The sequence below is a fragment of the Vibrio sp. S17_S38 genome (genome assembly GCF_014694375.1).
Taxonomy (GTDB): Bacteria; Pseudomonadota; Gammaproteobacteria; order Enterobacterales; family Vibrionaceae; genus Vibrio.
In genome coordinates this window covers 181,800-206,991 of the sequence record NZ_JAAUWW010000002.1, presented here as the reverse complement: position 1 = coordinate 206,991, position 25,192 = coordinate 181,800, and the positions used below count along the sequence as shown (strand labels likewise).

Here is a 25,192-nt window from a genome sequence, read left to right as displayed (position 1 = left end):
ATGGTCATACTCCGCCCCGCAACACTAAATGATATCGACCAAATATTAAGTTTGGCGCAAAATAGCGGGCCAATGGTATGTACCTTGCCCGCAAATCGTGAACTATTAATGGCTAAAATTGAGCGGTCGATTGATTCGTTCGGGCAAGATGTGTTTTGCCCAGGGGAAGAATCGTACTTCTTTGTTTTAGAGGATACCAAGCACCATAAACTCATCGGAACAGGAGCGATTAATGCACTTGCTGGCTATCGCTCTCCATTTTATTCGTTTCGTAACGACACCTTGATTCATTCGTCACGTCAGCTCAACGTACACAGTCGGATCCATGCACTGACACTAAGTCACGATTTAAGTGATCATTCACAACTTTGTTCTTTTTATATAGCACCTTCAACTCAAAATGAGATGAGTTCCAGCAACCAATATCCAGCGTTAATTACTTTAGGTCGCCTGTTATTTATGACTGCTTATCCTGAACGATTTTCAAGTGAATGGATGGCGGTATTACCCGGCATTTTTGATAACGATGGGCGCGCCCCTTTCTGGGAGCATGTTGGGCGAAAATTCTTTGGCATGGATTATCACCAAGTCGAGGAATATCACGGCACTCAAGCCAATACTTTTATTGCTGAATTAATGCCACACCACCCACTTTATGTTCCTCTGATTAATGAAGAAGCACAATCGGTGATGGGGCAAACGCATCCACAAGCCGAACTGCAATGTGGATTGCTGTGTGACCAAGGTTTTGAATCCGATAAGTACGTAGAAATTTTCGATGCAGGTCCAATTTTAACGGCGCCTCGTCATGCACTAACGGTTTGGCAACAAAGCCAATCTGTCACGCTGACCATTAAAGATTCACAACAAGATCAGCAGTATTTACAGGCTCAACTGTACTTACAAGATCAATTTTATTTGAACAACCAAACCTATCTAATTGGCATCACCGACAGCCAAGGATTTAGAGCCTGTTTTATTGATGGCCTATTGAACGACGGGCAGCTGATCGTCACACAAGAAAATGCTTATCAAGCCAACCTAACCCAAAATCAACCTCTTTGGTGTTTGGTTTTATAAATAGAATACTCGTCACATCATACAATTAGATGATCTGAAGTTAGCCAACAAACTGCCACGGCAGCTAAGAAAAAATCGACTCTACATAGTTGGCAACAACACGGCTGCTTCAAATACGACGAGTAACTTCAAGGAATGAATACCATTATGATGATAATCCGACCAATAACTAACAACGACAAGCAGTCTATTTTAGATTTTGCGACTAAGACAGGCACAGGTTTTACTTCCCTACCTCAAAATGAAGAGCGCTTACTGGCTCGCCTAAAACGAGTATTAGCGACATGGACTGGTGAGGCAACGCCTGCAGAAGAAGGCTATTTATTTGTTTTAGAAGATACCGATATTCAAAAAGTTGTCGGTATTTGCGGTATTGAAGTTGCTATCGGTTTAGATGAACCTTGGTATAATTTCCATGTGGGCACACAAGTTCACGCCTCTAAAGAGCTCAATGTCTACACCCAGATGAAAACTTTAATGCTGACTAACAACCATACTGGTTACAGTGAATTATGTACCCTATTTTTAGACCCTGATTATCGTAAAAATTATAACGGCCACTTATTATCCAAATGTCGCTTAATGTTTATTGCTCAGTTTCAAAATAAGTTTTCTGAAAAAATAATTGCTGAAATGCGTGGAATGCACGATGAAAATGACGAATCACCATTCTGGGAAAGCTTAGGTCGTCACTTCTTTGCCATCGATTTTAACCAAGCCGATTACTTAACCGGTATTGGTCAAAAAGCCTTTATCGCAGAACTCATGCCAAAACACGCTTTGTATGTTGATTTTTTAACCGATGACGCTAAAAAAGTGATGGCAGAAGTTCATCCAAATACCGCCCCTGCTCGTAAAATTTTAGAAAGCGAAGGGATGCGTTATGAAGGTTATATCGACATTTTTGATGCAGGCCCCACTCTTGAAGCTTACACCAAAGATTTACGCGTGGTGCGAGATAGCCAACACCGACAAGTTCGTATTACCGACCCAAGCAACCTTAATGACGATCACACCATCTTGATGAGCAATGATAAATACCAAGATTTTCGCGCCATTATTGGTGAACCACTTGTTGATGACACTTATATTTCCATCACTCTTGCCCAAGCCGAAGCGTTAAAAGTCAAAGATGGTGACTCAATTCGTCTCGTTTCACTTTGTAAAATAGGAGAATAACCCATGACTCAACATTCCAATCCTAACCACGAACAGGCCAGCGGGCATTTCATTAACGGGCACTTTATTGACGGACAATGGCTCACGGGTAATGGCATTGATTTCTCCAAACAAAACCCAAGTGATAACCATACTATTTGGCAAGGTAAAGAAGCCAACGAACAAGAAGTTTCTCAAGCTATTCAAGCCGCAAGAAAAGTATTTCCTGTATGGGCGCGAACCGATCTGGCACAACGAATTGAAATCCTAGAGCGCTTCGCTGAAGAGTTAAGAAAAGAGCATCACCCACTGGCGGCCATTATTGCTCAAGAAACAGGAAAACCAGAATGGGAAGCGAGAACCGAAGTTCAAGCCATGATCAACAAAATCGCGATTTCGATTCAGTCTTACCATGAAAGAACTGGTGAAAAAGTCACCCCAATGCCAGATGGACAAGCGGTATTACGCCACAAACCTCATGGTGTATTGGCGGTATTTGGTCCTTATAATTTTCCGGCTCATTTACCTAATGGGCATATTGTTCCGGCATTATTGGCGGGAAATTGCGTGGTGTTTAAGCCAAGTGAACTTACCCCGTGGACAGCGCAACGCACACTTGAAATCTGGCAAAAATCTGGCCTACCTAATGGCGTAATTAATCTTATTCAAGGCGGTAAAGACACCGGAATTACTCTCTCAAATCATAATGGCATTGATGGCTTGTTATTCACAGGTAGCGCCAATACTGGTTACCATTTGCATCGTCAATTGGCTGGACAACCCGAGAAAATTCTGGCGCTTGAAATGGGCGGTAATAATGCCTTAATTGTTGAATCATTCGAACAACTCGATGCGGCTGTCAATATTGCGATTCAATCTGCGTTTATTAGTGCGGGGCAGCGCTGCACTTGTTCACGTCGATTATTAGTTCGAGAAGGCGCGCAAGGCGATGCTTTCGTTCAACGTTTAGTCGAAGTGAGCCGCGATATTCAAATGGGAGCATGGAATGCCGATCCTGCACCATTTATGGGGCCGGTGATCTCAAATCAAGCGGCTAAGCAATTGATGAAAGTACAACAACAGTTATGCGATTTAGGTGCAAAATCCTTACTTGAAATGAGTAAACCTGATGCTGACACCGCATTCCTTACCCCCGGAATCATTGATGTTACTCATGTGAAAGCCCTTCCCGATGAAGAATATTTTGGCCCACTGCTTAGCGTTATTCGCTATCAAGATTTTGGTCAAGCAATCGAAATAGCCAATCAGACTCGCTTTGGTTTAGCCACTGGTTTGATTTCGACCAAACGAAGCGATTATGACCAAGTATTAATTGAAGCACGCGCAGGCATTGTAAATTGGAACAAACCATTAACAGGAGCATCCAGTAACGCACCATTTGGTGGTGTTGGCGCATCGGGTAATCATCGCGCCAGTGCTTATTATGCCGCGGATTATTGTGCCTGGCCGATGGCTTCGGTGGAGTCAGAACACTTAGCGATGCCGGAAACTAATCTACCCGGCTTACGCTTTTAATTTTTCGTTTTCGGTTTTAATCATGAATAACGTTAATCGTAAATAGATTTAACTGTAAAAAGGATACAGCATGTCAGCATACGAAGTTAATTTTGATGGTCTGGTTGGTTTAACGCACAACTACGCGGGATTGTCGTTCGGCAATGTCGCCTCGACCTCAAATAAAAATGCTATCGCCAATCCGAAGCAAGCCGCGTTGCAAGGTTTAGACAAAATGAAAGCGCTGGCTGATCTTGGTTTCAAGCAAGGCGTATTGCCACCACAACAGCGCCCATGTGTAAAAACGCTGCGTGAGTTAGGGTTTAGCGGTAATGATGCCAGCGTACTGCAACAAGCTGCCAAAACCGCTCCCCATTTACTGGCAGCAGTCGGTTCAGCATCATCAATGTGGGTAGCCAATGCCGCGACGGTGTCACCATCGGCCGATACCGGCAATGGCAAAGTACACTTTACAGTTGCTAACTTGAATAATAAGTTTCATCGCGCTATTGAAGCTCCAACCACCAGCAATGCGCTTAAAGCTATTTTTACAGATGAACAATATTTTGAGCATCACGCCGCGCTGCCACAACAAAGCACTTGGGGCGATGAAGGTGCCGCCAATCACAATCGATTATGTTCAGAATATGGTTCATCTGGCGTCGAAATGTTCGTTTATGGCTGTCAAAGCTATGGCGGGCAAGTCAAGCCAACCAAATACCCTGCACGTCAAACCAAGGAAGCCAGTCAAGCTGTGGCAAGATTGCATCAACTTGATGAAAATAAAACCGTGTTTGTTCAACAAAATCCAGACGTAATCGATCAAGGTGTTTTTCATAACGATGTTATTTCAGTCAGTAATGGCAACGTGCTATTTCATCATCAACAAGCGTTTTTACATCAAGCTCAAGCGTTCGATGAAATTCATCGCAAACTAGAGCCGCTTGGGGCGCAATTTATGCCGATTGAAGTGCCTACCTCTAAAGTCAGTGTGGAAGATGCAGTCAAAACCTATTTATTTAACAGTCAATTATTAACCAAAAAAGACGGTAGCATGCTTATTGTCGTGCCAGAAGAATCGAAAAGTAATCCACGAGTATGGGGTTACTTAAACGAGTTAATCCAAAGCGACGGCCCGATTAATGAAGTGAAGGTATTTAACTTACGAGAAAGCATGTGCAACGGTGGTGGACCTGCATGTTTAAGACTGCGAGTAGTGTTAACTCAAGCCGAGTTGAATGCCACTAATCCAAACGCTATGTTAACCAATGCAAACTACCACACCTTGACCAACTGGGTGAATAAGTATTATCGCGATCAATTAAGCGAGTCGGACCTTAGTGATCCCCAGCTATTAATTGAAAACTACACCGCATTGGATGAACTCACCAAGATCATGAATTTAGGATCAATCTATTCATTTCAAATGTAATCAATAGACAAGGAAGCACCATGTTTGATTTTTTAGCAGAGTCTTTGGCAGGCGATCAAATATCAGTTGAATCTGGTTCAATTGAAAACAGTATTGGATCATCCATTTATTGGCACCGACCTGAAGCTGGCATCATTGTCTTTGAGCCAATTCAAATGAGGAATAACGCTACAGATATCAAACTCGACAGAAATGTGGTGATCTCTTGCGCCGTACATGGCAATGAAACTGCACCGGTTGAAATTACCTCTGAGTTGGTGCAAGGCTTACTCAATGGACAATACCGGCTTAACGTTCGCTTAATGGTTATTCTGGGCAATCTTGATGCGATGCGAATTGGTGAGCGTTATCTTAATATCGATTTAAACCGCTTATTTAACCAAGCGCACTCTAAATATCCACAAAATTCTGAAACCACACGCGCTGCTAAACTGGAATCACTGGTTGCCAAATTTTATCAGGAAAAACCTGAATTCTCACATTGGCATTTTGATTTACATACCGCGATAAAGCCATCTCGTCACATTCGTTTTGGTTTGCTGCCTTATGTCGAATCTGGTCAATATTCACCAACGATGATGCAATGGCTGCAAAATGTAGGGCTAGAAGCGCTGGTGATAAACCATGCTCCAGCGTCGACTTTTAGCTACTTTACTAGCCATCAATTTCACGCTGCAAGTTGTACGCTAGAATTAGGTAAGGCATTGCATTTTGGTTGTAATGATTTAAGCCAGTTTAAGGGAATTAGGAGTGGATTACTGGCATTAATGGCCAATGAACTTTCTCATTCTGAGGGCGAGCAAACCTCCAATAGCAAAAATAATCAGCCCAACCAAACCTCGCCCATTTTGTATAAAGTCTCACAGCAGATCACAAAAATCAGTGAACAATTCCAATTTAATATTGATGAAAATAGCCATAATTTCACAAAATTTAGACAAGGCACTTTACTCGCCAGCGATAAAAATACCCTGTATATGGTAAAAGAAGAAAGTGAATATCTACTCTTTCCTAATAGCGGCGTCAAAACTGGTTTTAGAGCTGGATTGATGTTAAAGCAAGTCGAATCATGACAATTTCTTTTTGACTAAATAATCACTACAAACTAGACCATATCTAAGATTTTTTTATGATCGATATTGAGGCAATATCGAGCGGCGGTTCACCATCAAACTATATGCAGGAGCAAACGAGGCTCCTGCTTTTATTATTTATTATTATTTGAAGTATCCGGTTTTGGTTCTAGCCATATCATAAATACGCCCCACCATAATGCGAGCACCACCGCCCCTAAAAACAGACCAATAATACCGGCATACATCATACCGCCAAGCGAGCCAATAATGATCACCGCCATAGGAACTGATACACCACGTCCCATCAATAGTGGTTTTAAAATATTATCGGACAAACCAGCCAGAATGCACCACACCGTAAAGATAATAAATGGTGTGGTCTCTGCGGTAAAATACATGTAACCGATAAGAGGTGCTATCGCTAAAATAGCCGGTAATTGTGCGATGCATAGAATGAGAATTAGTATTGTAAATATTCCAGCCGCTGGTATATGGAAAGTGAACATCGCAGCACTAATAATAGCCGTCTGAATAACCGCAACACCAATAACACCAATTAACACGCTGCGTATAATTTTCGCCGTCATGTCTGCCCATTCAACACCATGATCACCGGCGCTGCGTTGAAATATAGTCACCACTGTTTTGGAAATGGGTTGGCTTGCGGCCATAAAAAAGCCCGCGATCATTAGTGAGATTATAAACATAATGACGCCCGCTAATCCGCTACCAAAAGTAGAAGCTAAAGACGTTAATACTTGCTTAATTTGTGGCAAAAACTGAATGGCAACATCTTTCAAATGCGTTGAAACATAAATCAGACCATCAAAAAGTCGTTCGCCTATAAGTGGCACACTCTTAATTGATTCACTTGGTTTGAAAACGGTAAAAGTCCCAGAAGAAACCATATCAGTTATCTTCATCAAAGCATCGTAGATAGAACTCGAAATAAAACCAAACGGAACGATCAATAACACGATACAAATGGTGATCACCAATATTGCAGCAATCGAACGCTTCAAACGCATGTATTGAATAAGTGTGTTAGTTAATGGATTCAGAGCAACCGCAATAATCGCCCCCCAAAGTACAGGTAGGATAAAAGGCTGAACAATATTATAAGTCCCTAAAATCAGGATAAAAATCAAGCCTATACGAATAGCCGACTCAACCATATTATTTACGAAGCGACGATCATGATCATCAATAGGTTTTATGTTCATCATTTATCTCTGATTTAGTTAACTCTATGAAATTATTTAAATAGTATAGCGATAATCGCTGGATAAGACATAAATGAATCCTCTTTTAATAGGTTCATGTATCTTGATCACATTGCTTTCACTCTCGTGAATTCTATTGCATTTATAATAGAGGATTTAACGCAAAACCGGATACTTGCGTAATAAGAAAAACAACACAGCCAAAGACACGACACTGATGCCCGAAGCAACATAGCCAACATTGGGTAGACCCATATGAATGATGACTTTACCGCCAATTAATGCCCCTGCCCCAATACCTAAATTGATGATGCCGGAATACATCGACATAATAACTTCAAACGAATCATTATCAATATTGAAGACTTTCACCTGCATTGTTACTGGTACCAGCATCATCACAATACCCCAGACAAAAATCAGACCGCTGATCCCCCAAGTCGACATTGCGACACTATTGAGTAACGCCATACAAATGGCAATCAAAACCCCGCTGCTCACGAGCATCACGGTATTATGTTTTTCTCCCCATACAGCAAACATCACACTGCCGATTATGCCTGCTCCACCAAATAACAAGAGTAGAAAAGTCGTGAAATAACTGTCTGATTGACCAACCTCATGCATGAACGGTTCGATGTAACTGTAGCTACTGTAATGCGCGGTGAAAATTAAAAAGGTAAAAAAATACGCACCAATTAACACTGGTTTTTTAAACACTGCCGACAAGCTTTTTAAGCTGCCAGAAGACACGCTCGGCAACACTGGTAATAAACGAGCCAGTAATAACATCATTAAAAATGCAACCACCCCAATCACACCAAACGTAACTCGCCAGCCAAACCATTGGCCAATTAAGCGCCCAAGTGGAACACCGAGTACCATCGCTAGAGACGTTCCTGTTGCCAATATACTAAGCGCAAAGGTTTTTTTACCTGCTGGGGCAACTCGAATCGCAATTGCAGCGGTGATGGACCAAAATATGGCATGAGAAAATGCGATGCCTATTCGGCTGATTACCAGAACAGGAAAGCTCCAAGCAAAAATGGACAACACGTGACTGACGGTAAATAATGCAAATAAGCATAACAGCAGGGTTTTACGCTCAACTTTACGTGTTAATAGCATTAACGGCAGTGACAGCAGCGCAACCACCCAAGCGTAAATGGTCAGCATCCAACCCGCCTTGGCCGTTGTGATATCAAAACTTTGTGCGATATCAGTAAGAATACCAACGGGTACAAATTCAGTGGTATTAAAAATAAACGCACTGAACCCCATTGCAAATACACGCAGGTATTGCAAATGGCGAGAGTTCGCCTCAGTTGATAACAATGTTTTCATAAATAAAAGGCAACTTAAAAGGTGATTAAGGTCACATTATCCTTGCTTTTAAAAAGAATGGAAAGCAAGATTGTTGATAAAATACACAATTTTTTATCCCCTTGGTTTTCTCAACAATAACAAGGCAATCGTATGGTCTTCACTGGCACGTTTCGCTCATTACGCCATTTCAATTATCGGATATGGGCATCCGGTGCTCTGGTATCTAATATAGGAACTTGGATGCAGAGAACCGCTCAAGATTGGCTCGTGCTGACTGAATTAACCCAGCATAATGCGACGGCGGTTGGGATCGTCATGTCTCTACAATTTGGTCCTCATGCTTTATTGTTGCCATTTTCAGGTTATGTCGCCGACCACTTTGATCGGCGTAAAGTACTTATCGTGACACAAACCTTATTAGGCATTTTACCGTTGCTATTAGGGCTACTCACTCTCACTGGTCATATTGAGCTTTGGCATGTGTATATTTTCGCTTTTATTTTAGGTTGCACTACCGCGTTTGATGCCCCTACAAGACAAACTTTTGTGGCAGAACTGGTGAGCGAAAAAGATCTCTCCAATGCCGTTGCTCTCAATTCTACTTCGTTTAATTCTGCTCGTATGATTGGCCCATCATTAGCCGCTTTATTAATTGCACTGATTGGCACCGGGTGGGTATTTATTGTGAATGCTTTTTCTTTCATCGGTGTAATCTATTCACTTACGTTATTAAGGCAAGACGAGCTTTATCCTAATCCAATCAATAAACGCGGTAGCGGTGGGTTTCTAAAAGGTTTTCAATATGTTTGGCAGCGCCCTGATCTAAAAGCCATTTTCTTCATGTTGTTCATGATCGGTACTTTTGCCCTTAACTTCCCAATTTTCATTTCAACCATGGCAGTGAAAATCTTCCACTCTAATGTAGGGCAATTTGGCTTACTCACCTCACTAATGGCAGTAGGATCAGTAGCAGGAGCATTACTTTCCGCCCGCAGTGAAGGCCCCACCATCAAGTCATTAGTGCTAGGTTGTAGTATTTTAACCATAGGTTTTGCGCTGTCAGCCTTTAGCCCCGATTACTGGTTTTTTGGCGCAACATTAATCATCATTGGCATTTCAGTTCAAACCTTTAATACTTCTAGCAATAGCTTAATGCAACTTTCTACCGAGCCAAGTATGCGTGGACGTGTGATTGCAATTCGAATGGCGATTGCGATGGGTTGCACACCAATTGGTGCCCCGATTGTCGGTTGGGTAGCCGATACTTATGGACCACGTTGGTCATTAGGGCTTGGAGCATTAAGTGCGTTAATTGCAGCGATTATTGGGATTCATTATTTACTGAGATCTCGAACTCTAACCAATCAAGCCAACAACAAATCCTCATAAACCAATTTGATGATCTAGTATGCAAACAGCTTGGGTTCCACCTACCAATAACTACTCCGATCAATACGCTGAGAGATTATAATGGCTATTCTAATGGCGATTAATTCACCACCCATCCGAGCAACAAAAAGGAACACATCAAACACATATAAGTAACATTTCATTAAACTTACTTTCCATTTTTAACTAGTGCGCAAACACTTTCACGGGCGTATTGTTAAATAACAGTTACATTGTGTTACATCTAGGAGAGGCTAATGAAAGTACTTGTCGAATATACCCAAACTGGAATGTATAAAGATAATACATGGGGAACCGAAACTAAGCGTAATAAAGGCCAGTTACAAGCCGTTGAACCTGCTTTTGCAGCAACGTTAATTAAATCTCAAAAAGCGTGCCTGCACACTAATGAGAATGGCGACATCATTATCTACAAATGATGCCTTTTCAAAACAGAATACTTAAAAAACATACCGCTCTAAAACCGAAAAGCTCTGCTGTTCAAATGAACAACAGAGCTTTTTTTATATCGTAGCTTTTTTTTATATCGTATTAGATGAAAGACCTTGAAGTCTTCACTTGGCTCTAAGCAAGACGATTAAGATTTAAGCAGACGTGAGATATACAGCAATACCACTGCGCCAACCGTCGCGGTCACGATGGAACCAATCACGCCACCAGATGATAATCCCAGCATGCTAAATGCCATGCCTCCGATAAAAGAACCAACAATCCCGATGATAATATTACCAACCAAACCAAATCCTGAACCTTTCATTATTTGACCGGCTAACCAACCTGCTACTGCACCAATAAATAAAAACATGATCACTGACATTCAATATTCCTTTTGATTCATTACGTTATTACGATTAAGCATAGCTACTTTTTTCAATATGATCGAAAAAAATTTCTACTTATACAAGCTACAACGATATACGAATTTCCTTCCTTTGTTGATTGAATTATTCCTATCCAAATAATTAAAATCTATTCAATATCAAATTTTTACCAAAAAAAATGGCATCCGAAGATGCCAAAAGAGGATAATACCTATCTTTATTTTATTGAATACTGCATCACTCAAGTCTCCTGAATTCGGATAAATAAGTGCAATATATTAGAGTTGGGCCCCGTTACTAACCCAAGTCACCACTAAGTCGCGCTCTGCATCGGTCATTTTAGTTAAATTACCGAGAGGCATAACTTTCGTTTGTACTTGAGCTTGAATACGTGGCGCATTGGTTTTTATTTCTTCAGGCGTATCCAACACGACACCTGCTGGCGCTGAAGCAAACATATTACTGGTTGGCGTAGCAGAATGACATTCAACACAACGCTCTTTAATGACACCTTGAACTTGTGTGAAAACAGAAGGAGCAGCGGCTGCCTTTCCTTCCTCATCGTCTTGTGTCGCGGCAGGATCCGCAGCTTCAGCAGTATCACCACTCGTATTCGCAGTTTCAGATGTTGCACTTGATGCACTTGAACTCACTTGTGCAACTGGCGCTGACGGTTGGCTCAAAGATGGCATTTTGTTTGACGTAACAAACGCCAGACAAATCATACCTAGAACCGCAACAGGCACTGCCCATGCAAATTTTTGACTACCATGACGAGTATTAAAGTAGTGACGAACTAAAATACTGAACACAGATAATGCAGCAAGGATCAACCAGTTATATTCCGAGCCATAAGTGCTTGGGAAGTGATTACTGATCATGATGAACAATACTGGTAGCGTTAAATAGTTATTATGACGTGAGCGTAATAAACCTTTTGCTGGCAAACGAGGATCGGGTTCTGTTCCATCTTCAATCGCTTTAACCAAGTTACGCTGCGCAGGCATGATGATAAAGAATACGTTCCCTACCATGATGGTCCCGATAATTGCACCAACATGAATATACGCACCACGACCACTAAACACCTGACTTAAACCGTAAGCTGCTCCTACTAAACAAGCAAAAAGTACCACACCTAATAACAGTGGTTTTTTACCCAAAGGTGAATCACACAATAAAGTATAAGCAACCCAACCACCAATCAGCGAACCAACACCGATACCAATGGCCGCGCCAACACTAAGACCGGATCCCGGTGCAATAAGGTAAATATTGGCATTAAGGTAATACACAACAAACAGTAAACAAACCCCAGTGATCCACGTGAAATACGCTTCCCACTTGAACCAATGCAAGTGCTCTGGCATTTTCGGTGGAGCGAGCTTGTATTTTTCAAGGTGATAAATACCACCACCATGAATTGCCCATAAATCACCCGACAACCCTGTTTTAGGATCAACGCGGTTTAAATTGTTTTCTAACCATACAAAATAGAAAGAGGCACCAATCCAGGCGACACCAACTATCATGTGAACCCATCGAATTGAGAGGTTGAGCCATTCCGTAATATGTGGATCCATAATTTACTCCTTAACTATTCCTTGTTGCATCCTTGTCGATATTTTTTATTTTTGACAAGGAAACAATGCTCTATCATGCCGTGGTTGTATTATCCAACCGATGGCAGGTTATCCAGTGATAAAATAACGTGTGTTGATTCATCAAAATGCACTTCATCGCAGTTATGCCCTTCTCCTGCGCGATCAACAATTAAAAATTGATCATCAGGTTGCAACGCTAAAACTGGATGATGCCAAACCCCTTTGTGATAATTGACACCTTGTTTTCCATTGCTCAAAAAAGCACGTAATCCCTGTGGTTTTAAACCATCACCTTTCTCTGCTACCACAATTAAATATGGGTGACCAAGTAAAGGGATAAAGGCTTGTGAACCTAAAGGGTGACGCTCCATCATTTGGATTTGCAATGGGTACGCTAAAGGGGTTGCTTGAAAAATACTGATAATAGGTGCACCACCGTTTTCCGACACGTCGACATTCGCTAATTGATGGTAGCGACGAGTAGAACCATTATTAATCAAGAAGTAATCACTTGCCGCTTTGTCGATCACATCGCCAAATGGAGTGAATGCCTCTTTGGTCAATGGTTCTACTGTTAATGTCATTGCATTGGTAACTGTCATGATATCCCTTCCGTTATTTCGGCTTTATGTCTCTTAAATTGATGTTGTCAGAGTCATTGACGTTTCAACTTCTCACCTAGAGTATTAAGACAGTCCTCATTCCTTGCTATATGATTTACATGCCTTGTCATTACATTGATTTGTTTTACATACTTTGTAATCGGAACAAAGCAATCTTATTGATTTGTTGTATTGCGGTTGAAAATTCAGTGTCTTGGTCGTTATGAATTCGCTCCGCAAAGGAATCCAAAATTTGGTGTCGATTTGCCCCTTTTACCGCCATGATAAAAGGAAACTGGAAACGATCTTTATAACGTTGATTAAAATCGGTAAAACGCTCAAATTCTTCAGCCGTGCATTGGCTAATTCCAGCGCCAGCTTGCTCAGAAGTAGAAGCAGCCGTTAACTCACCATTAACTGCTGCTTTGCCTGCTAAATCTGGATGAGCATTAATAAGGTCAAGCTGTTCTTGTGGCTTGGCATTGAGCATGACACTCGACATCACCGCATGTAAGTCTTCAATATTGTCAGACGCTTCATTTAAACCTTGTTCAAAAGTACGTTCGGCCACCCAAGGGCTGTGTTCGTAAATGTCGGCAAATGTTTCGACAAATTCGGCTTTTGTCATTTGACTTGGTTTACAGGTTTTAAATTGAGCCACAATACATTCCTTTTTACATGAATATTTAACGTTAACTGATTGTCGAGGTACGATTATTTAACTAAATCTGGATGTGGATGACACTCATGCCAATGTTTTGCGATATCTAAACGGCGGCACACCCAAACTTGTTCATGTTGTTTCACGTATTCCATAAAACGTTTTAAACCTTGGATACGACCTGGACGACCAATCAAACGGCAGTGTAAACCGACCGACATCATTTTTGGGGTTTCTGCGCCTTCTTCATACAAAGTATCAAATGCATCTTTTAAGTATTGGAAGAATTGTTCACCAGTATGAAAACCTTGATTGGTAGCAAAACGCATATCATTAGTATCGAGTGTATAAGGGATAACTAATTGCGGTTTTGGCCCTTCAGTATGCCAATAAGGTAAATCATCATCATACGCATCTGAGTCGTACAAAAATCCACCTTCTTCGGCCACCAGCTTGCGAGTATTGACACCATTACGACCGGTGTACCAGCCATAGGGACGCTCACCCGTGATCGATTTAATTGCCTCGATCGCTTTGTGCATATGTTCGCGTTCAGTGTCGATATCAATTTTATAGTAATCCAACCAACGGTAACCATGGCTGCAAATTTCATGCCCATCGCTCACCATCTTTTTGATTACATCAGGGTGACGTTCTGCTGCCATACCCACAACAAATGCCGTTAATGGATAATCAAATTGTTTGAAGAGTTTTAGAATTCGCCATACACCAGCACGGCTGCCATATTCGTAAATCGATTCCATACTAATGTGGCGCGTATTTGGGAAAGGTTGCGCCCCTATAATCTCAGAAAGAAAAGCTTCGGATTCATCATCGCCATGAAGCGTACAACGTTCACCACCTTCCTCGTAATTCAGCACAAATGAAACAGCAACTCTGGCATTATTCGGCCATTGCACTTGTGGTAATTGATCCGCATAACCGATTAAATTGCGTGGATACTCGCTACCCATGACTGACTCCTTAGTTTTCATCCTTGACGATGGTTTAACTCAGTATTTATAGCGTAAACCCTGCCACTTTAGTTTTTGTCTTTATACCGCTTGATTTGAAAGTGAGTACGTTCTGAGATAAATCGTGTTATATCTTTGTTTTAATAATTGTATACAATCAGTAAAACATAGCAAGTGAATTGGTTTACATTTTGTTAACTTACGCATGTTTTTTCTTTAGGCTAAACCATTACCTGACTTTTGAGTCAAAAATATTTCATTTATTTTAAGAAAAATTTACTTTTATAATTACCATTAATATCTCTTTAATTTCTTATAGTTATAAATGATTAAGCGTTATTCCTTTTCATTTAAAATAAGATCAAGTGCCAATTTATTCATTCTAATACTTTACGGAATACAATCTTGTGCACATAATCTAAACAACCAAGAAACATTTATTTTACATAAAACATCTATCCACGAATTTATTAATAAACTAAGTAGAGCCAAAAATTATGGGAAAACTAACCACACATGTTCTTGATACGGCCAATGGTCTACCAGGTTCAGAAATCAAAGTAGAGCTGTTTCGAGTAACGGAACAAGGTAGCCAATTAATCAAAACAGCTACGACTAACTTTGATGGCCGCACTGACTCCCCTTTATTGGAAGGTGCAGATTTTGAAAGTGGTAAGTATGAATTGATTTTCCATACTGCTAACTACTTTACTCAACAAGGTGTAAAGCTGGATGACGTGCCCTTTTTAGATGACATATCGATTCGTTTTGGCATTCAAAATCAAGACAGTCACTATCATGTTCCTCTACTTTGCTCGCCATATAGCTTCTCAACTTATCGCGGTAGCTAATTATCACAGTAGCGAGTTATACCAGTAGCTAGCTTACACACGTAACGCTCCATAAGAGTAAAGTAAAATGCTGCTTTACTCTTACGTAGCCTTCACTACAAAAAAACTGAAACATTAACCTGTATGGAGAGCAAGATGTCCTCCAAGGCTAACTGACGCCTAAAATTTAAAATTAAAGCGCCAGTTAACAGTCTTCTATCTCAGTTAAAACTTAACAAGTAGATACAAACACAAGGAATAGCATAGTGAATGATTTAAACAGCAAGGCCTTAGATTCCGCCCCTGACAACTCCTCAGGATTACTTGAACGCTTATTCAAACTAAAACAACACGGCACCACAGTAAGATCTGAAATTGTTGGTGGGCTCACCACTTTCGCCACCATGGCATACATTATTTTTGTAAACCCAGCCATTATGTCGACCTCTGGTATGGATCCCGGCGCTCTATTCGTGGCGACCTGTGTGGGTGCGGCAATTGGTACGCTACTCATGGCTTTTTATGCCAACTGGCCCGTTGGGTTAGCGCCGGGGATGGGCTTGAATGCCTTCTTCGCTTTCACGGTAGTCGGTGAAATGGGTTATAGCTGGCAAGTGGCACTCGGTGCGGTCTTTATTTCCAGCGTGATCTTTGCCGCCATGAGCTACACCAGCTTACGCGAATGGATCTTAGACAGTATTCCACACAGCTTGCGTTATTCGATGACGGCTGGCGTCGGTTTATTCTTAGGTCTAATTGGCTTAAAAACGGCTGGTATTGTGGTAGAGAATCCAGCGACGTTAGTGTCTTTGGGTGACTTCACCGCCCCTAATGCAATTTTGGCTGCATGCTGCTTCTTGATCATTAGCGTACTCAGCGAGCGTAAAGTTTTTGGCGCGGTGTTAATTGGTATTTTTGGTGTAACTGCGGTGGGTTGGAGCTTAGGTATTGTCGAATATCATGGCGTGTTTGCTGCTCCTCCAAGTATTGCCCCAACCTTTATGGCAATGGACATTACTGGTGCATTAGAAGTCTCGATGATCAGCGTGATCTTAGCCTTCTTATTCGTCAACATGTTTGATACTGCCGGAACATTAGTCGGCGTGGCAGAACGTGCAAACTTAATTGATAAAGAAACCGGAAAAATCCAAAACCTGCGTAAAGCATTAAAAGCAGACAGTATTGCCAGTGTGGCTGGGGCTTGCGTTGGCTGTCCACCAGTAACCAGTTATGTAGAAAGTGCTGCTGGTGTAGCGGCGGGCGCACGTACTGGATTATCTTCGGTTGTGGTTGGTTTATTGTTCATTGCCGCGATTTTTGTTTCACCACTGGCTGGTATGATCCCAGGTTACGCAACGGCTGGCGCACTAATCTATGTCGCTTTTGTGATGATGAATAGTATGCAACACATCAAATGGAACGACTTTACCGATGCCGCTCCTGCTGCGATGACAGCACTGATGATGCCCCTAACCTTCTCTATCGCAAATGGTATCGCACTGGGTTTCATCACCTACACGGTACTTAAATTTGCTACAGGAAAAAGAAGTGAAATCTCAGTATGTATGTATGTATTAACCGCCGTATTTATTGCGAAGTTAATTTATATGTAAATCGCTTCTACTTTTTAAAGTTCTTAAAGCAACAAAAATAAAGCAGCGACAGTAACTAAAACTAAAGTAAAAAAGAAAAGCAGCCACAGCAGATCTAATCCGTTGTGGCTGCTTTCGTTCTAAAATATGAGAATCAGCTGAGCTTATTACCGTCGGATAATAGACACATACAGGAGGATTACTAACCCTGCCAGTTTTTACATGATGATTAGAATACCACCCATAATCTAATCAAATATTGATTTGATTACAATCTAAAAACAACTCATAATGTGATTAGATTATGATCTTTTTCGAATCAGGTATTGTTATGTGGATCTGGCAACAAACGAATTGGCCTAGTTTTAACTGGGATAAAACCGTTATAGAACCGATGGTGAGACAAACTCGTCTTAATCAAGGGATTTTATTGGGAAAAATGACCAGTCAGGCTCAGAATAAAAAAGCGTGTGAGCTTGATACCTTATTAGCAAACATCATCCATTCGAGCGCCATTGAGGGAGAAAAGTTAAATGCTTTCTCTGTTCGCTCGTCTCTGGCAAACAAGCTAGGCTTAACAGAAGATCGACCTTTCCCCACGACAGAACAAACCGACGGCCTTGCTGATATTATGGTGGATGCCGTTGAGAACCTTGACGCAGCTTTAACGCTTGAAAGGATCCTGCATTGGCACGATCGATTATTTCCTGCGGGTTACACCATGTTCAACCCTGTGATTGGTGGTCAATTGCGAGGCAATACTCCAATGCAAGTTGTCTCTGGGCGAATCGATAAACCTACCGTTCACTTTGAAGCCCCGGGGCGCGAAATACTTGATGACGAGATTAAGCAATTTATCCAATGGTTTAACGATTCTAAAAATGACACCTCACTAGATCCACTGCTTAGAGCGGCAATCACCCACTTGTGGTTTGTTACGTTGCATCCGCTTGATGATGGCAATGGTCGTATTACTCGTTTATTAACGGATTTAGCACTGGCTCAAGCTGAACAACAATCAGTACGCTTTTACGCAATGTCAGTCGGCATAATGGCGAACCGAAAAAGCTATTACGAGATCCTTGAACAGACTCAAAAAGGGAATATCGACATCACACCTTGGTTAATATGGTTTTTTACCACCTTAAACAAAACGTTTGATGGCGTGTTAAATGAAATTGATCAAACGGTTTTTAAAATCAATTTTTGGCGCAATGTCGATCAGACCCAATTAACGAAACAACAGGTGAAAGTACTTAATAAAATGCTTGATGGCGATTTTTCTGATGGAATAAATACATCTCAATATCACAAAGTGGCTAAGGTCAGTAAGCCAACAGCTACTCGTCATTTGGCTGCGTTGGTAGCAGAGAAGTGTTTGGTTAAGTCTGGCGCAGGCCGTAGCACTCGCTACACGTTATTTAATGATTAATCGATACGTTTAATTGAATGCTTTACCGTGGTTATTGATATCGAGTTGGTTAACGTAAGATCTGTCCCACTCCGAATGATTTTGGTCGCAAGTATAAGAGAATCAAATCATTTTTGTGAATGTTGGGGCAGTGATTGTGTATAGGTTATTGTAGAATCTGAATATCGCGCATCGTTATCTCCAATTGTTCGAAGTGTTGGTTTAGCGATAATCATTAGATCAAAGGTAACGATACATGTCTACTTCATTGTTTATACTATAAATTATGAAGATATTCGTAAGTTGCAGGTGTTATATGAAAAAATGACAGAGGACGTCAGGTGAAAAAATTATTACTTTATATCTCATTTTTATTTATGGTTACGGGTTGTGCAGATAGTCATAACATACAAGTATCAGAGCTGACTTCTAACATAAAGATACTTTCTACTGATTCAATTTATGTTGCAACATCTGAAAACGGACAATATGGTTCAAAAAACTATACAGGTTCAGGTGAGATGCTAACTCAATCTATTAAAGCATCACTAATGACAAAATTAAATAATGTTGTCATAGCAAAAGAACATCAAACATATGCGGAAGCATTAAATTATGCGAAACAAGATAAATTTGATTATTTAGTTTATCCAACAATTCTACATTGGGAAGATAGAGCAACAGAATGGTCAGGAATCCCCGATAAACTTCAAGTGAAAATATCAGTTACTAGAGTATCAGATGAGACAATTATTAAATCTGCTGTTATAAATGGGAAAAGTGGTATTTTCACTTTTGGTGGTGATCACCCACAGGATTTATTACCTGAAGCGGTAAGTGAGTATTGGCAAGGTATGCTGTGATAAATATACCAAAAATTAAATGGATTCATGGAGCTTAGTCATTTTGGTTTGAAGTTTTTTAAGTTAATCGAGGCGCTCATTTAATTGAGCGCCATACCTACAGGGGGATGTGTGGAAAATTATCTAATATATGTGGGTGTTGCAATTGCTACCATTCTTTTACCTGGTCCTGCTGTAATGCTAACTCTAAATAATTCGCTTCAAAGGGGCCTATTAAAATCATTAGCGGGGATACTTGGTATTGCTTTGGCAATTTTGTTGGTGGCAATTATTTCGGCTACAAGCCTAGGTATAGTATTAGCTAGTTCAGCCATTGCTTTCAATATAGTGAAAATTTCTGGAGCAGTTTATCTGATCTATCTAGGAATAAAAATGTTACGCAGTAAGGTCACGAATAACACTCTAGTTAAAGGGCAAGAATACTCCTATTTAAAATGTTTCATGGAAGGCTTTTTAGTTTCGGCTTCAAATCCCAAAGCAGTTATCTTCTTTATGTCAATATTCCCTCAATTTATAGACTTGACTCAAGAATACACACCACAGTTTATATTATTGGCCATTACATTTAGTTTTTTAGTGATTGTTATTCATACCATTTATGCGATTTTTGCATCTCTTGCTAAATCAAAACTCTCGTCTCAAAAAGGCAGTTCAATCCTTAATAAAATAAGCGGTGGCGTTTTTGTTAGTTTTGGTATTGGGTTAGCAGCGTCAAGTAAATAGATATAACAAGCCAGTAAACAGAGACAAAAAGCAGTTAAACAAGGAGGTTTCAGTATGATCAAGAAAGTAGGCGAGACGGTAATTCAGCTCAAACATAAAGCTACTTGCCACTGTGGAGCAGTTGTTCTTGAATTGACATTACCGAATGGAATTGAAAATCCTAGACGCTGTGACTGTTCTATTTGCCGAAGAAAAGGTGCCATTGTTGGTTCTGTCGATCTAAGTGGTATTGAAGTGATTGAAGGTAAAGAAATGCTTCGGCTATATCAATTTAATACAAATACAGCGAAACACTATTTTTGTTCAAATTGTGGTATTTATACACACCACCAACGTCGTTCCAATCCAACAGAGTATGGTTTTAATATTGGTTGTCTTGAAGGCGTTAACCCATTTGATTTAGGTGATATATCTGCAAGTGATGGGATAAATCATCCGTCCGATAAGCCGGTGTCATAACGAAGTTAAAGGTCTCAAGAGGCTTTACTAGCCTTATCTTATTGGCAGAAAAGCCCGATTTATGATCGGGCTAGTATTTACTTATTCATTTAGTTTTATCTCTCAGATGTTCATTCCAATCTTGGCATCAATACCATGTTGTACATATATTGCTTTTCGGTTAACTGAAACTCCTTATGCACGCTTGGGCTCCACGAATCATCGCCACCAACGCCCATATGCTGATGATCTAAACGAACATAAAGCTTATCTTCTGGTACTAACTCATTGGTGTGTTTCGCTTCTGCCACTTGTTGCTGACTAAACTGGCTCACGCTAAATAAAAAATCGCCCGACACTTCAAGACCGTTGACTTGCAACCATTTTGAACCGCAACGCAATCCGCTATCGGTTGGGAAAATATAAGGTGTATGCATATCATCAAGCGATTGAGAATAGAAACCAAACCGCGCCGCTGACAATCTATCTGGGTAGTTTTCAAATGGTCCCAAACCTTGCCACGTAATTAGATGAGATTGCGCACTGAATGGCAATTCTAACTCCAAACCAATCCGCGCCATTGGCGGTAGGCTGTCAGCGAGTTTAACCTCCACATTCAGGTGCATTTCACCTTGATTATTCAATGTGTAATTCCAAACGGTTATCGCTTGAATGGCTTGCTTATATCGATACACAAATGTCGAGGTTACTTGCACACTGTTATGCCGCTGTTCACTGACACATTGAATGCATTCACGTTCCCAACGACCAATACCCGCCGCATCCCAACGACACGCCCAAGCAGTTGGATCAATGTTATCCACTTCACTCACACCAATATCGTTATCCAGCGGAGCGCGATAAAAGTTATCTTCTGGGCCACGTAGTATTTGTGATTGACCATTGACCGTCCATTGAGTCAGTAATCCCGATTCGATATTCCACTGCCAGTGATGCTTGTCATCTACACTGGTCACCACAATATGACCATCTTCAATCAATAAATCAGGCACACTTATGGTCGTCTTTAATAAAATCGGAAGGGCTAATCCACTGTCATTACGAAGAGAGAATTGCTCTGTTGCACAGATATGCCCTGCCTGCGCCCAAGCTGTATCTTCAATTAAACTAATATCCGTATTTAAGTGATATAACACCTCGGATTTTGGCGTAAATTGAATATCGATATCAATCATTTGACTATTATCGGCGGCGACACTTAACGGCACAATTCCTGACTGCATCACTACGCCATCGGCTAATAATGACCAGCGTAATATTTCATTATCGGTGGTACGAAATAGATGCTCATTGGTCACTTTTAAACGACAACCTTCACTCGATTGTTCAACCAAATCAACGGTTACCATACGCTGGCAGTATTTCGCTTCTTCCAAAGTAGGATGAGGCGTACGGTCAGGAAAAACGAGACCATTAATACAAAACTGGCGATCATTAATCGTATCGCCAAAATCGCCACCATAGGCCCAAAAATGCTGACCTTTGTCATCCCATTGGCTTAACCCTTGATCGACCCAATCCCAAATAAAGCCACCTTGAAGACGAGGATGTTCACGGAACGCATCCCAATATTCATGGAAACTCCCGAGGCTATTTCCCATGGCATGTGCGTATTCACACAAAATAAGCGGACGCTGCTCATTGGGTAAAGAAATCCATTTTTTGATCGCCCATTTCGGTACGGCTTCATCTTCAATCGTAGTATTTACGCGAGCATACATTGGCGCGATGATGTCGGTGGCGGTTGTGTTTGCTCCGCCTCCTTCATATTGAACCGGACGCGAAGGATCAAACTGCTTCGACCATGCGTACATGGCGTTGTGATTACTGCCATGGCCTGATTCATTACCCAGCGACCATATAATGATCGACGGATGATTTTTATCTCGCAGCACCATTTGGGTATAGCGACTCATATAAGCATGCGACCACTGCGGATCGGAAGAAAGACGATTCATTGGCACCATGCCGTGGGTTTCAATATTCGCTTCATCACACACATACAAACCATATTGATCGCACAATTCATACCAACGTGGGTGGTTCGGATAATGGGCGGTGCGAACAGCATTAAAGTTATATTGCTTCATTAAACAAATATCACGGACCATGTCTTCTTCCGTCATCACATGCCCGAATTCAGGATGATGCTCATGACGATTCACACCGCGGATCAATAATGCTTTGCCATTGAGCATTAACTGCCCATCTTTCATCTCTACTTTTCTAAAACCAACTTGATAGGCTTCGCTTTCTATATGATTTCCGGCTTCATCCAATAAAGACACGACTAGACGGTAAAGATTGGGCGTTTCTGCTGTCCATTTTTTAGGTGCCGCAACGGGTAAAACTTGGAAGATTACATCATCAAAACTACCACGCTCGTCGATTCTGCGATTATTAGTCTGACTAATTTGGCAATCGGTCACCGCTTTTACACCATCAAATAATTGCACTTGAACTTGGTAAGTCTCAGGGGCAGAAATACGGGTCACAATCGATAAGCTACCGTGGTGATAGCAGGCATCTAAATCTGGCGTAATAAACACATCGTCGATGCAATGCTTGGGTTTAGCCAGCAAAGTCACATCACGGAAAATACCACTCAGCCACCACATGTCTTGGTCTTCTAAATAACTGCCATCACTCCAGCGCATCACCATCACGGCTAGCGTGTTTTCACCTTCAACCAGATAATCCGAAAGATCAAATTCGGCTGGCAAACGGCTATCTTGGCTATAACCGACCCAAATACCATTACACCAAAGGTGGAAAGCTGAATTCACCCCATCAAAGATAATACGTTGAGTCTGAGTGATATCCGCTTTAGATAACATGAAATGTGTGCGGTAGCAGCCGGTTGGATTTTGCTCGGGGACAAACGGTGGATTCACGTCAAATGGGTATTTCACATTGGTATAAATGGGCTTGTCATGACCTTGCAGTTGCCAATTAGATGGCACCGTAATGTCACTCCACTGACTGTCATCAAATTCTTGATGAATAAAATCACCATCAACTTGTTCTGGCGCATCGAATAATTTGAATATCCATTGTCCATTTAATGACTGGCGCTGAGAAAAAGCAGCATCACGAGCATGATCAATTTGGCGATAACTTGCCAGTGGGCTGTGCGCCTTCAGACACTGAATGTTTACCGACTGTTGGTTTTCCCAATCACGGCGCTGAATAATACTTAAAAAGGTTGGCATGGGTTTCATACTCTTGACTCAGTTCGATGTTTAATACGAAATATGGAGTGAGTGTAAATAAGGCTGGAAAACGTTTCCACAATATGGCCCACACTTTATGAAAAGGATTCAACTTTAAATTCATAGACTCAACACATACCACACTTTCTCGCCTCAAAAGGTGGTAATATCTTGTCCCACAACACCATCACTAAAAATTGTATAAGGCGAGTATGGCTACGATCAAAGATGTTGCAAAAGAGGCGAACGTTTCGGTTGCAACGGTTTCAAGAGTGCTTAATAAATCCCCCAAAGCAGGTAAAGCCTCAATTGAAGCAGTCACTAAAGCCATGGCGCAACTGGGTTACCGCCCAAATGCAGCCGCACGAGCCTTAGTCAATAAATCGACCAATACAATGGGTGTACTCGTTTACGATGTATCCGATCCTTTCTTTGGTGCTATGGTGAAACCAATTGATAACGTTGCCAATCAACATGGTAAACATTTATTAATTGGCAATGGTTTCCACTCAGAGAAAAAAGAACGTGAGGCGATCGAATTATTAATTAATCATCGATGTGAATCATTAGTCATCCACAGTAAAGCACTGAGTAATGAAGAGTTAATCGCTTTTTGTCAAGAAATCCCTGGCATGGTGATCATCAATCGCTACATACCTGAAATTGCCGAACGTTGTATTGCTTTAGATAATCACCGTGGTTCTTACTTAGCCACCGAATATTTGATCCAAAATGGCCATAAACATATCGGTTATCTTTGTTCAACTCATGACATAGAAGATTCACTCCAACGTAAAGCCGGCTATATGGATGCCTTGAAAGCCTACAATCTACCATGCTCTGAAACCTATATAGAATACGGCACACCCGATGAAGAAGGTGGCGAACTAGCAATGACGAACCTGCTTGCAAAAGGTCTCCCCCTTACTGCTATTGCGGCTTATAACGATTACATGGCTGCTGGTACATTATCGGTTTTAGAAGACAACGGCATTGAAGCGCCAAAAGATATGTCCATCATTGGATTTGATAACGGATTAATAGCCAAATATCTTCATCCAAAACTCACTACCGTCCGATACCCTATACAAATGATGGCAGAAAAAGCCGCTGAGCTGTCATTAAAGCTGGCCAATAAAGAAGAGATCACAACGGATACCTTAATGTTTGTTCCCACACTTGTTAGACGAGCCTCCGTCATTTCAATCTAATCCACCATG

At 41.2% G+C, this 25,192-nt stretch carries 21 protein-coding genes and 2 pseudogenes; 14 read left to right on the top strand and 9 right to left on the bottom strand.

Annotated elements, in window-relative coordinates:
• The 5 genes from HC725_RS02540 (at position 1) to astE (ending at position 6,258) form a co-directional block, all read left to right on the top strand.
• A complete protein-coding gene (locus tag HC725_RS02540; RefSeq protein ID WP_190330193.1) occupies positions 1 to 1,080 on the top strand; it encodes an arginine N-succinyltransferase in 1,080 nt (359 codons plus the stop codon).
• Between the two features lie 147 nt (positions 1,081 to 1,227).
• Entirely contained in the window at positions 1,228 to 2,259 is a 1,032-nt protein-coding gene (gene astA / locus HC725_RS02535; protein WP_190330192.1) for an arginine N-succinyltransferase, read from the top strand.
• A gap of 3 nt (positions 2,260 to 2,262) precedes the next feature.
• Positions 2,263 to 3,774, top strand: a complete 1,512-nt coding sequence (gene astD / locus HC725_RS02530) for a succinylglutamate-semialdehyde dehydrogenase (RefSeq protein ID WP_190330191.1) — start codon at positions 2,263 to 2,265, stop codon at positions 3,772 to 3,774.
• A 70-nt stretch (positions 3,775 to 3,844) separates the two neighbouring features.
• On the top strand, positions 3,845 to 5,185 hold the full coding sequence (gene astB, locus HC725_RS02525) for an N-succinylarginine dihydrolase (protein ID WP_190330190.1): 1,341 nt from the start codon (positions 3,845 to 3,847) through the stop codon (positions 5,183 to 5,185).
• A gap of 20 nt (positions 5,186 to 5,205) precedes the next feature.
• Positions 5,206 to 6,258 carry a succinylglutamate desuccinylase gene (gene astE, locus HC725_RS02520; RefSeq protein ID WP_190330189.1) on the top strand — a complete coding sequence of 351 codons (1,053 nt, stop codon included), beginning with the start codon at positions 5,206 to 5,208 and terminating at the stop codon, positions 6,256 to 6,258.
• Positions 6,259 to 6,392: 134 nt separating this feature from the next.
• On the opposite strand, the gene HC725_RS02515 is transcribed toward astE, so the two are convergent.
• Entirely contained in the window at positions 6,393 to 7,487 is a 1,095-nt protein-coding gene (locus tag HC725_RS02515) for an AI-2E family transporter (protein WP_190330188.1), read from the bottom strand.
• A gap of 153 nt (positions 7,488 to 7,640) precedes the next feature.
• A complete protein-coding gene (locus tag HC725_RS02510; protein ID WP_190330187.1) occupies positions 7,641 to 8,828 on the bottom strand; it encodes a sugar transporter in 1,188 nt (395 codons plus the stop codon).
• Positions 8,829 to 8,960: 132 nt separating this feature from the next.
• Here HC725_RS02510 and HC725_RS02505 point away from each other — a divergent pair, with 132 nt between their 5' ends.
• Positions 8,961 to 10,199 (top strand): MFS transporter, encoded by a 1,239-nt coding sequence (locus HC725_RS02505; protein WP_190330186.1) that lies wholly within the window; start codon positions 8,961 to 8,963, stop codon positions 10,197 to 10,199.
• Positions 10,200 to 10,456: 257 nt separating this feature from the next.
• Positions 10,457 to 10,639: a hypothetical protein gene (locus tag HC725_RS02500; protein ID WP_190330185.1), complete on the top strand. Its 183-nt coding sequence runs from the start codon at positions 10,457 to 10,459 to the stop codon at positions 10,637 to 10,639.
• A 158-nt stretch (positions 10,640 to 10,797) separates the two neighbouring features.
• Here the strand turns inward: HC725_RS02500 and HC725_RS02495 are convergent, their stop codons facing one another.
• The 6 genes and pseudogenes from HC725_RS02495 to puuE form a co-directional block, all read right to left on the bottom strand.
• A complete protein-coding gene (locus HC725_RS02495; RefSeq protein ID WP_190330184.1) occupies positions 10,798 to 11,037 on the bottom strand; it encodes a GlsB/YeaQ/YmgE family stress response membrane protein in 240 nt (79 codons plus the stop codon).
• Positions 11,038 to 11,319: 282 nt separating this feature from the next.
• A pseudogene (locus tag HC725_RS16885) lies at positions 11,320 to 11,559 on the bottom strand (urate hydroxylase PuuD); the annotation flags it as partial.
• Positions 11,560 to 11,693: 134 nt separating this feature from the next.
• Positions 11,694 to 12,624 (bottom strand): annotated as a pseudogene (locus HC725_RS02490) (urate hydroxylase PuuD); the annotation flags it as partial.
• 89 nt (positions 12,625 to 12,713) lie between these two features.
• Positions 12,714 to 13,247, bottom strand: coding sequence for an ureidoglycolate lyase (locus tag HC725_RS02485; protein ID WP_190330182.1), 534 nt, complete (start codon positions 13,245 to 13,247; stop codon positions 12,714 to 12,716).
• Between the two features lie 145 nt (positions 13,248 to 13,392).
• On the bottom strand, positions 13,393 to 13,908 hold the full coding sequence (gene uraD / locus HC725_RS02480) for a 2-oxo-4-hydroxy-4-carboxy-5-ureidoimidazoline decarboxylase (protein WP_190330181.1): 516 nt from the start codon (positions 13,906 to 13,908) through the stop codon (positions 13,393 to 13,395).
• A gap of 53 nt (positions 13,909 to 13,961) precedes the next feature.
• On the bottom strand, positions 13,962 to 14,882 hold the full coding sequence (gene puuE / locus HC725_RS02475) for an allantoinase PuuE (RefSeq protein WP_190330180.1): 921 nt from the start codon (positions 14,880 to 14,882) through the stop codon (positions 13,962 to 13,964).
• Between the two features lie 497 nt (positions 14,883 to 15,379).
• On the opposite strand from puuE, the gene uraH reads away from it, so the two are divergent.
• The 6 genes from uraH (at position 15,380) to HC725_RS02445 (ending at position 20,760) form a co-directional block, all read left to right on the top strand.
• Complete coding sequence (uraH, locus tag HC725_RS02470; RefSeq protein WP_190330179.1) at positions 15,380 to 15,733, top strand: hydroxyisourate hydrolase; 354 nt, start codon at positions 15,380 to 15,382, stop codon at positions 15,731 to 15,733.
• A 245-nt stretch (positions 15,734 to 15,978) separates the two neighbouring features.
• On the top strand, positions 15,979 to 17,325 hold the full coding sequence (locus tag HC725_RS02465) for an NCS2 family permease (RefSeq protein ID WP_190330178.1): 1,347 nt from the start codon (positions 15,979 to 15,981) through the stop codon (positions 17,323 to 17,325).
• Between the two features lie 310 nt (positions 17,326 to 17,635).
• Positions 17,636 to 18,736: a Fic family protein gene (locus HC725_RS02460; protein ID WP_190330299.1), complete on the top strand. Its 1,101-nt coding sequence runs from the start codon at positions 17,636 to 17,638 to the stop codon at positions 18,734 to 18,736.
• A 320-nt stretch (positions 18,737 to 19,056) separates the two neighbouring features.
• Positions 19,057 to 19,578 carry a DUF4823 domain-containing protein gene (locus tag HC725_RS02455; RefSeq protein WP_342365913.1) on the top strand — a complete coding sequence of 174 codons (522 nt, stop codon included), beginning with the start codon at positions 19,057 to 19,059 and terminating at the stop codon, positions 19,576 to 19,578.
• A gap of 111 nt (positions 19,579 to 19,689) precedes the next feature.
• Complete coding sequence (locus tag HC725_RS02450) at positions 19,690 to 20,301, top strand: LysE family transporter (RefSeq protein ID WP_190330177.1); 612 nt, start codon at positions 19,690 to 19,692, stop codon at positions 20,299 to 20,301.
• 57 nt (positions 20,302 to 20,358) lie between these two features.
• Positions 20,359 to 20,760: a GFA family protein gene (locus HC725_RS02445; RefSeq protein ID WP_342365916.1), complete on the top strand. Its 402-nt coding sequence runs from the start codon at positions 20,359 to 20,361 to the stop codon at positions 20,758 to 20,760.
• Positions 20,761 to 20,870: 110 nt separating this feature from the next.
• Here the strand turns inward: HC725_RS02445 and HC725_RS02440 are convergent, their stop codons facing one another.
• Positions 20,871 to 23,972 (bottom strand): beta-galactosidase, encoded by a 3,102-nt coding sequence (locus HC725_RS02440; protein WP_190330175.1) that lies wholly within the window; start codon positions 23,970 to 23,972, stop codon positions 20,871 to 20,873.
• 212 nt (positions 23,973 to 24,184) lie between these two features.
• Here HC725_RS02440 and HC725_RS02435 point away from each other — a divergent pair, with 212 nt between their 5' ends.
• Positions 24,185 to 25,183 (top strand): substrate-binding domain-containing protein, encoded by a 999-nt coding sequence (locus tag HC725_RS02435; protein ID WP_190330174.1) that lies wholly within the window; start codon positions 24,185 to 24,187, stop codon positions 25,181 to 25,183.
• Positions 25,184 to 25,192: the final 9 nt, after the last annotated feature.

Bases quoted from the DNA above. Each gene is read 5' to 3' on its own strand.
- astB (WP_190330190.1), top strand. From the start codon at position 3,845: ATGTCAGCATACGAAGTTAATTTTGATGGTCTGGTTGGTTTAACGCAC.
- HC725_RS02495 (WP_190330184.1), bottom strand. From the start codon at position 11,037: ATGTCAGTGATCATGTTTTTATTTATTGGTGCAGTAGCAGGTTGGTTA.
- HC725_RS02485 (WP_190330182.1), bottom strand. From the start codon at position 13,247: ATGACAGTTACCAATGCAATGACATTAACAGTAGAACCATTGACCAAA.
- HC725_RS02500 (WP_190330185.1), top strand. From the start codon at position 10,457: ATGAAAGTACTTGTCGAATATACCCAAACTGGAATGTATAAAGATAAT.
- astA (WP_190330192.1), top strand. From the start codon at position 1,228: ATGATGATAATCCGACCAATAACTAACAACGACAAGCAGTCTATTTTA.
- HC725_RS02515 (WP_190330188.1), bottom strand. From the start codon at position 7,487: ATGATGAACATAAAACCTATTGATGATCATGATCGTCGCTTCGTAAAT.
- astD (WP_190330191.1), top strand. From the start codon at position 2,263: ATGACTCAACATTCCAATCCTAACCACGAACAGGCCAGCGGGCATTTC.
- HC725_RS02440 (WP_190330175.1), bottom strand. From the start codon at position 23,972: ATGCCAACCTTTTTAAGTATTATTCAGCGCCGTGATTGGGAAAACCAA.
- HC725_RS02510 (WP_190330187.1), bottom strand. From the start codon at position 8,828: ATGAAAACATTGTTATCAACTGAGGCGAACTCTCGCCATTTGCAATAC.
- HC725_RS02435 (WP_190330174.1), top strand. From the start codon at position 24,185: ATGGCTACGATCAAAGATGTTGCAAAAGAGGCGAACGTTTCGGTTGCA.
- HC725_RS02460 (WP_190330299.1), top strand. From the start codon at position 17,636: ATGTGGATCTGGCAACAAACGAATTGGCCTAGTTTTAACTGGGATAAA.
- uraH (WP_190330179.1), top strand. From the start codon at position 15,380: ATGGGAAAACTAACCACACATGTTCTTGATACGGCCAATGGTCTACCA.
- HC725_RS02540 (WP_190330193.1), top strand. From the start codon at position 1: ATGGTCATACTCCGCCCCGCAACACTAAATGATATCGACCAAATATTA.
- puuE (WP_190330180.1), bottom strand. From the start codon at position 14,882: ATGGGTAGCGAGTATCCACGCAATTTAATCGGTTATGCGGATCAATTA.
- HC725_RS02505 (WP_190330186.1), top strand. From the start codon at position 8,961: ATGGTCTTCACTGGCACGTTTCGCTCATTACGCCATTTCAATTATCGG.
- astE (WP_190330189.1), top strand. From the start codon at position 5,206: ATGTTTGATTTTTTAGCAGAGTCTTTGGCAGGCGATCAAATATCAGTT.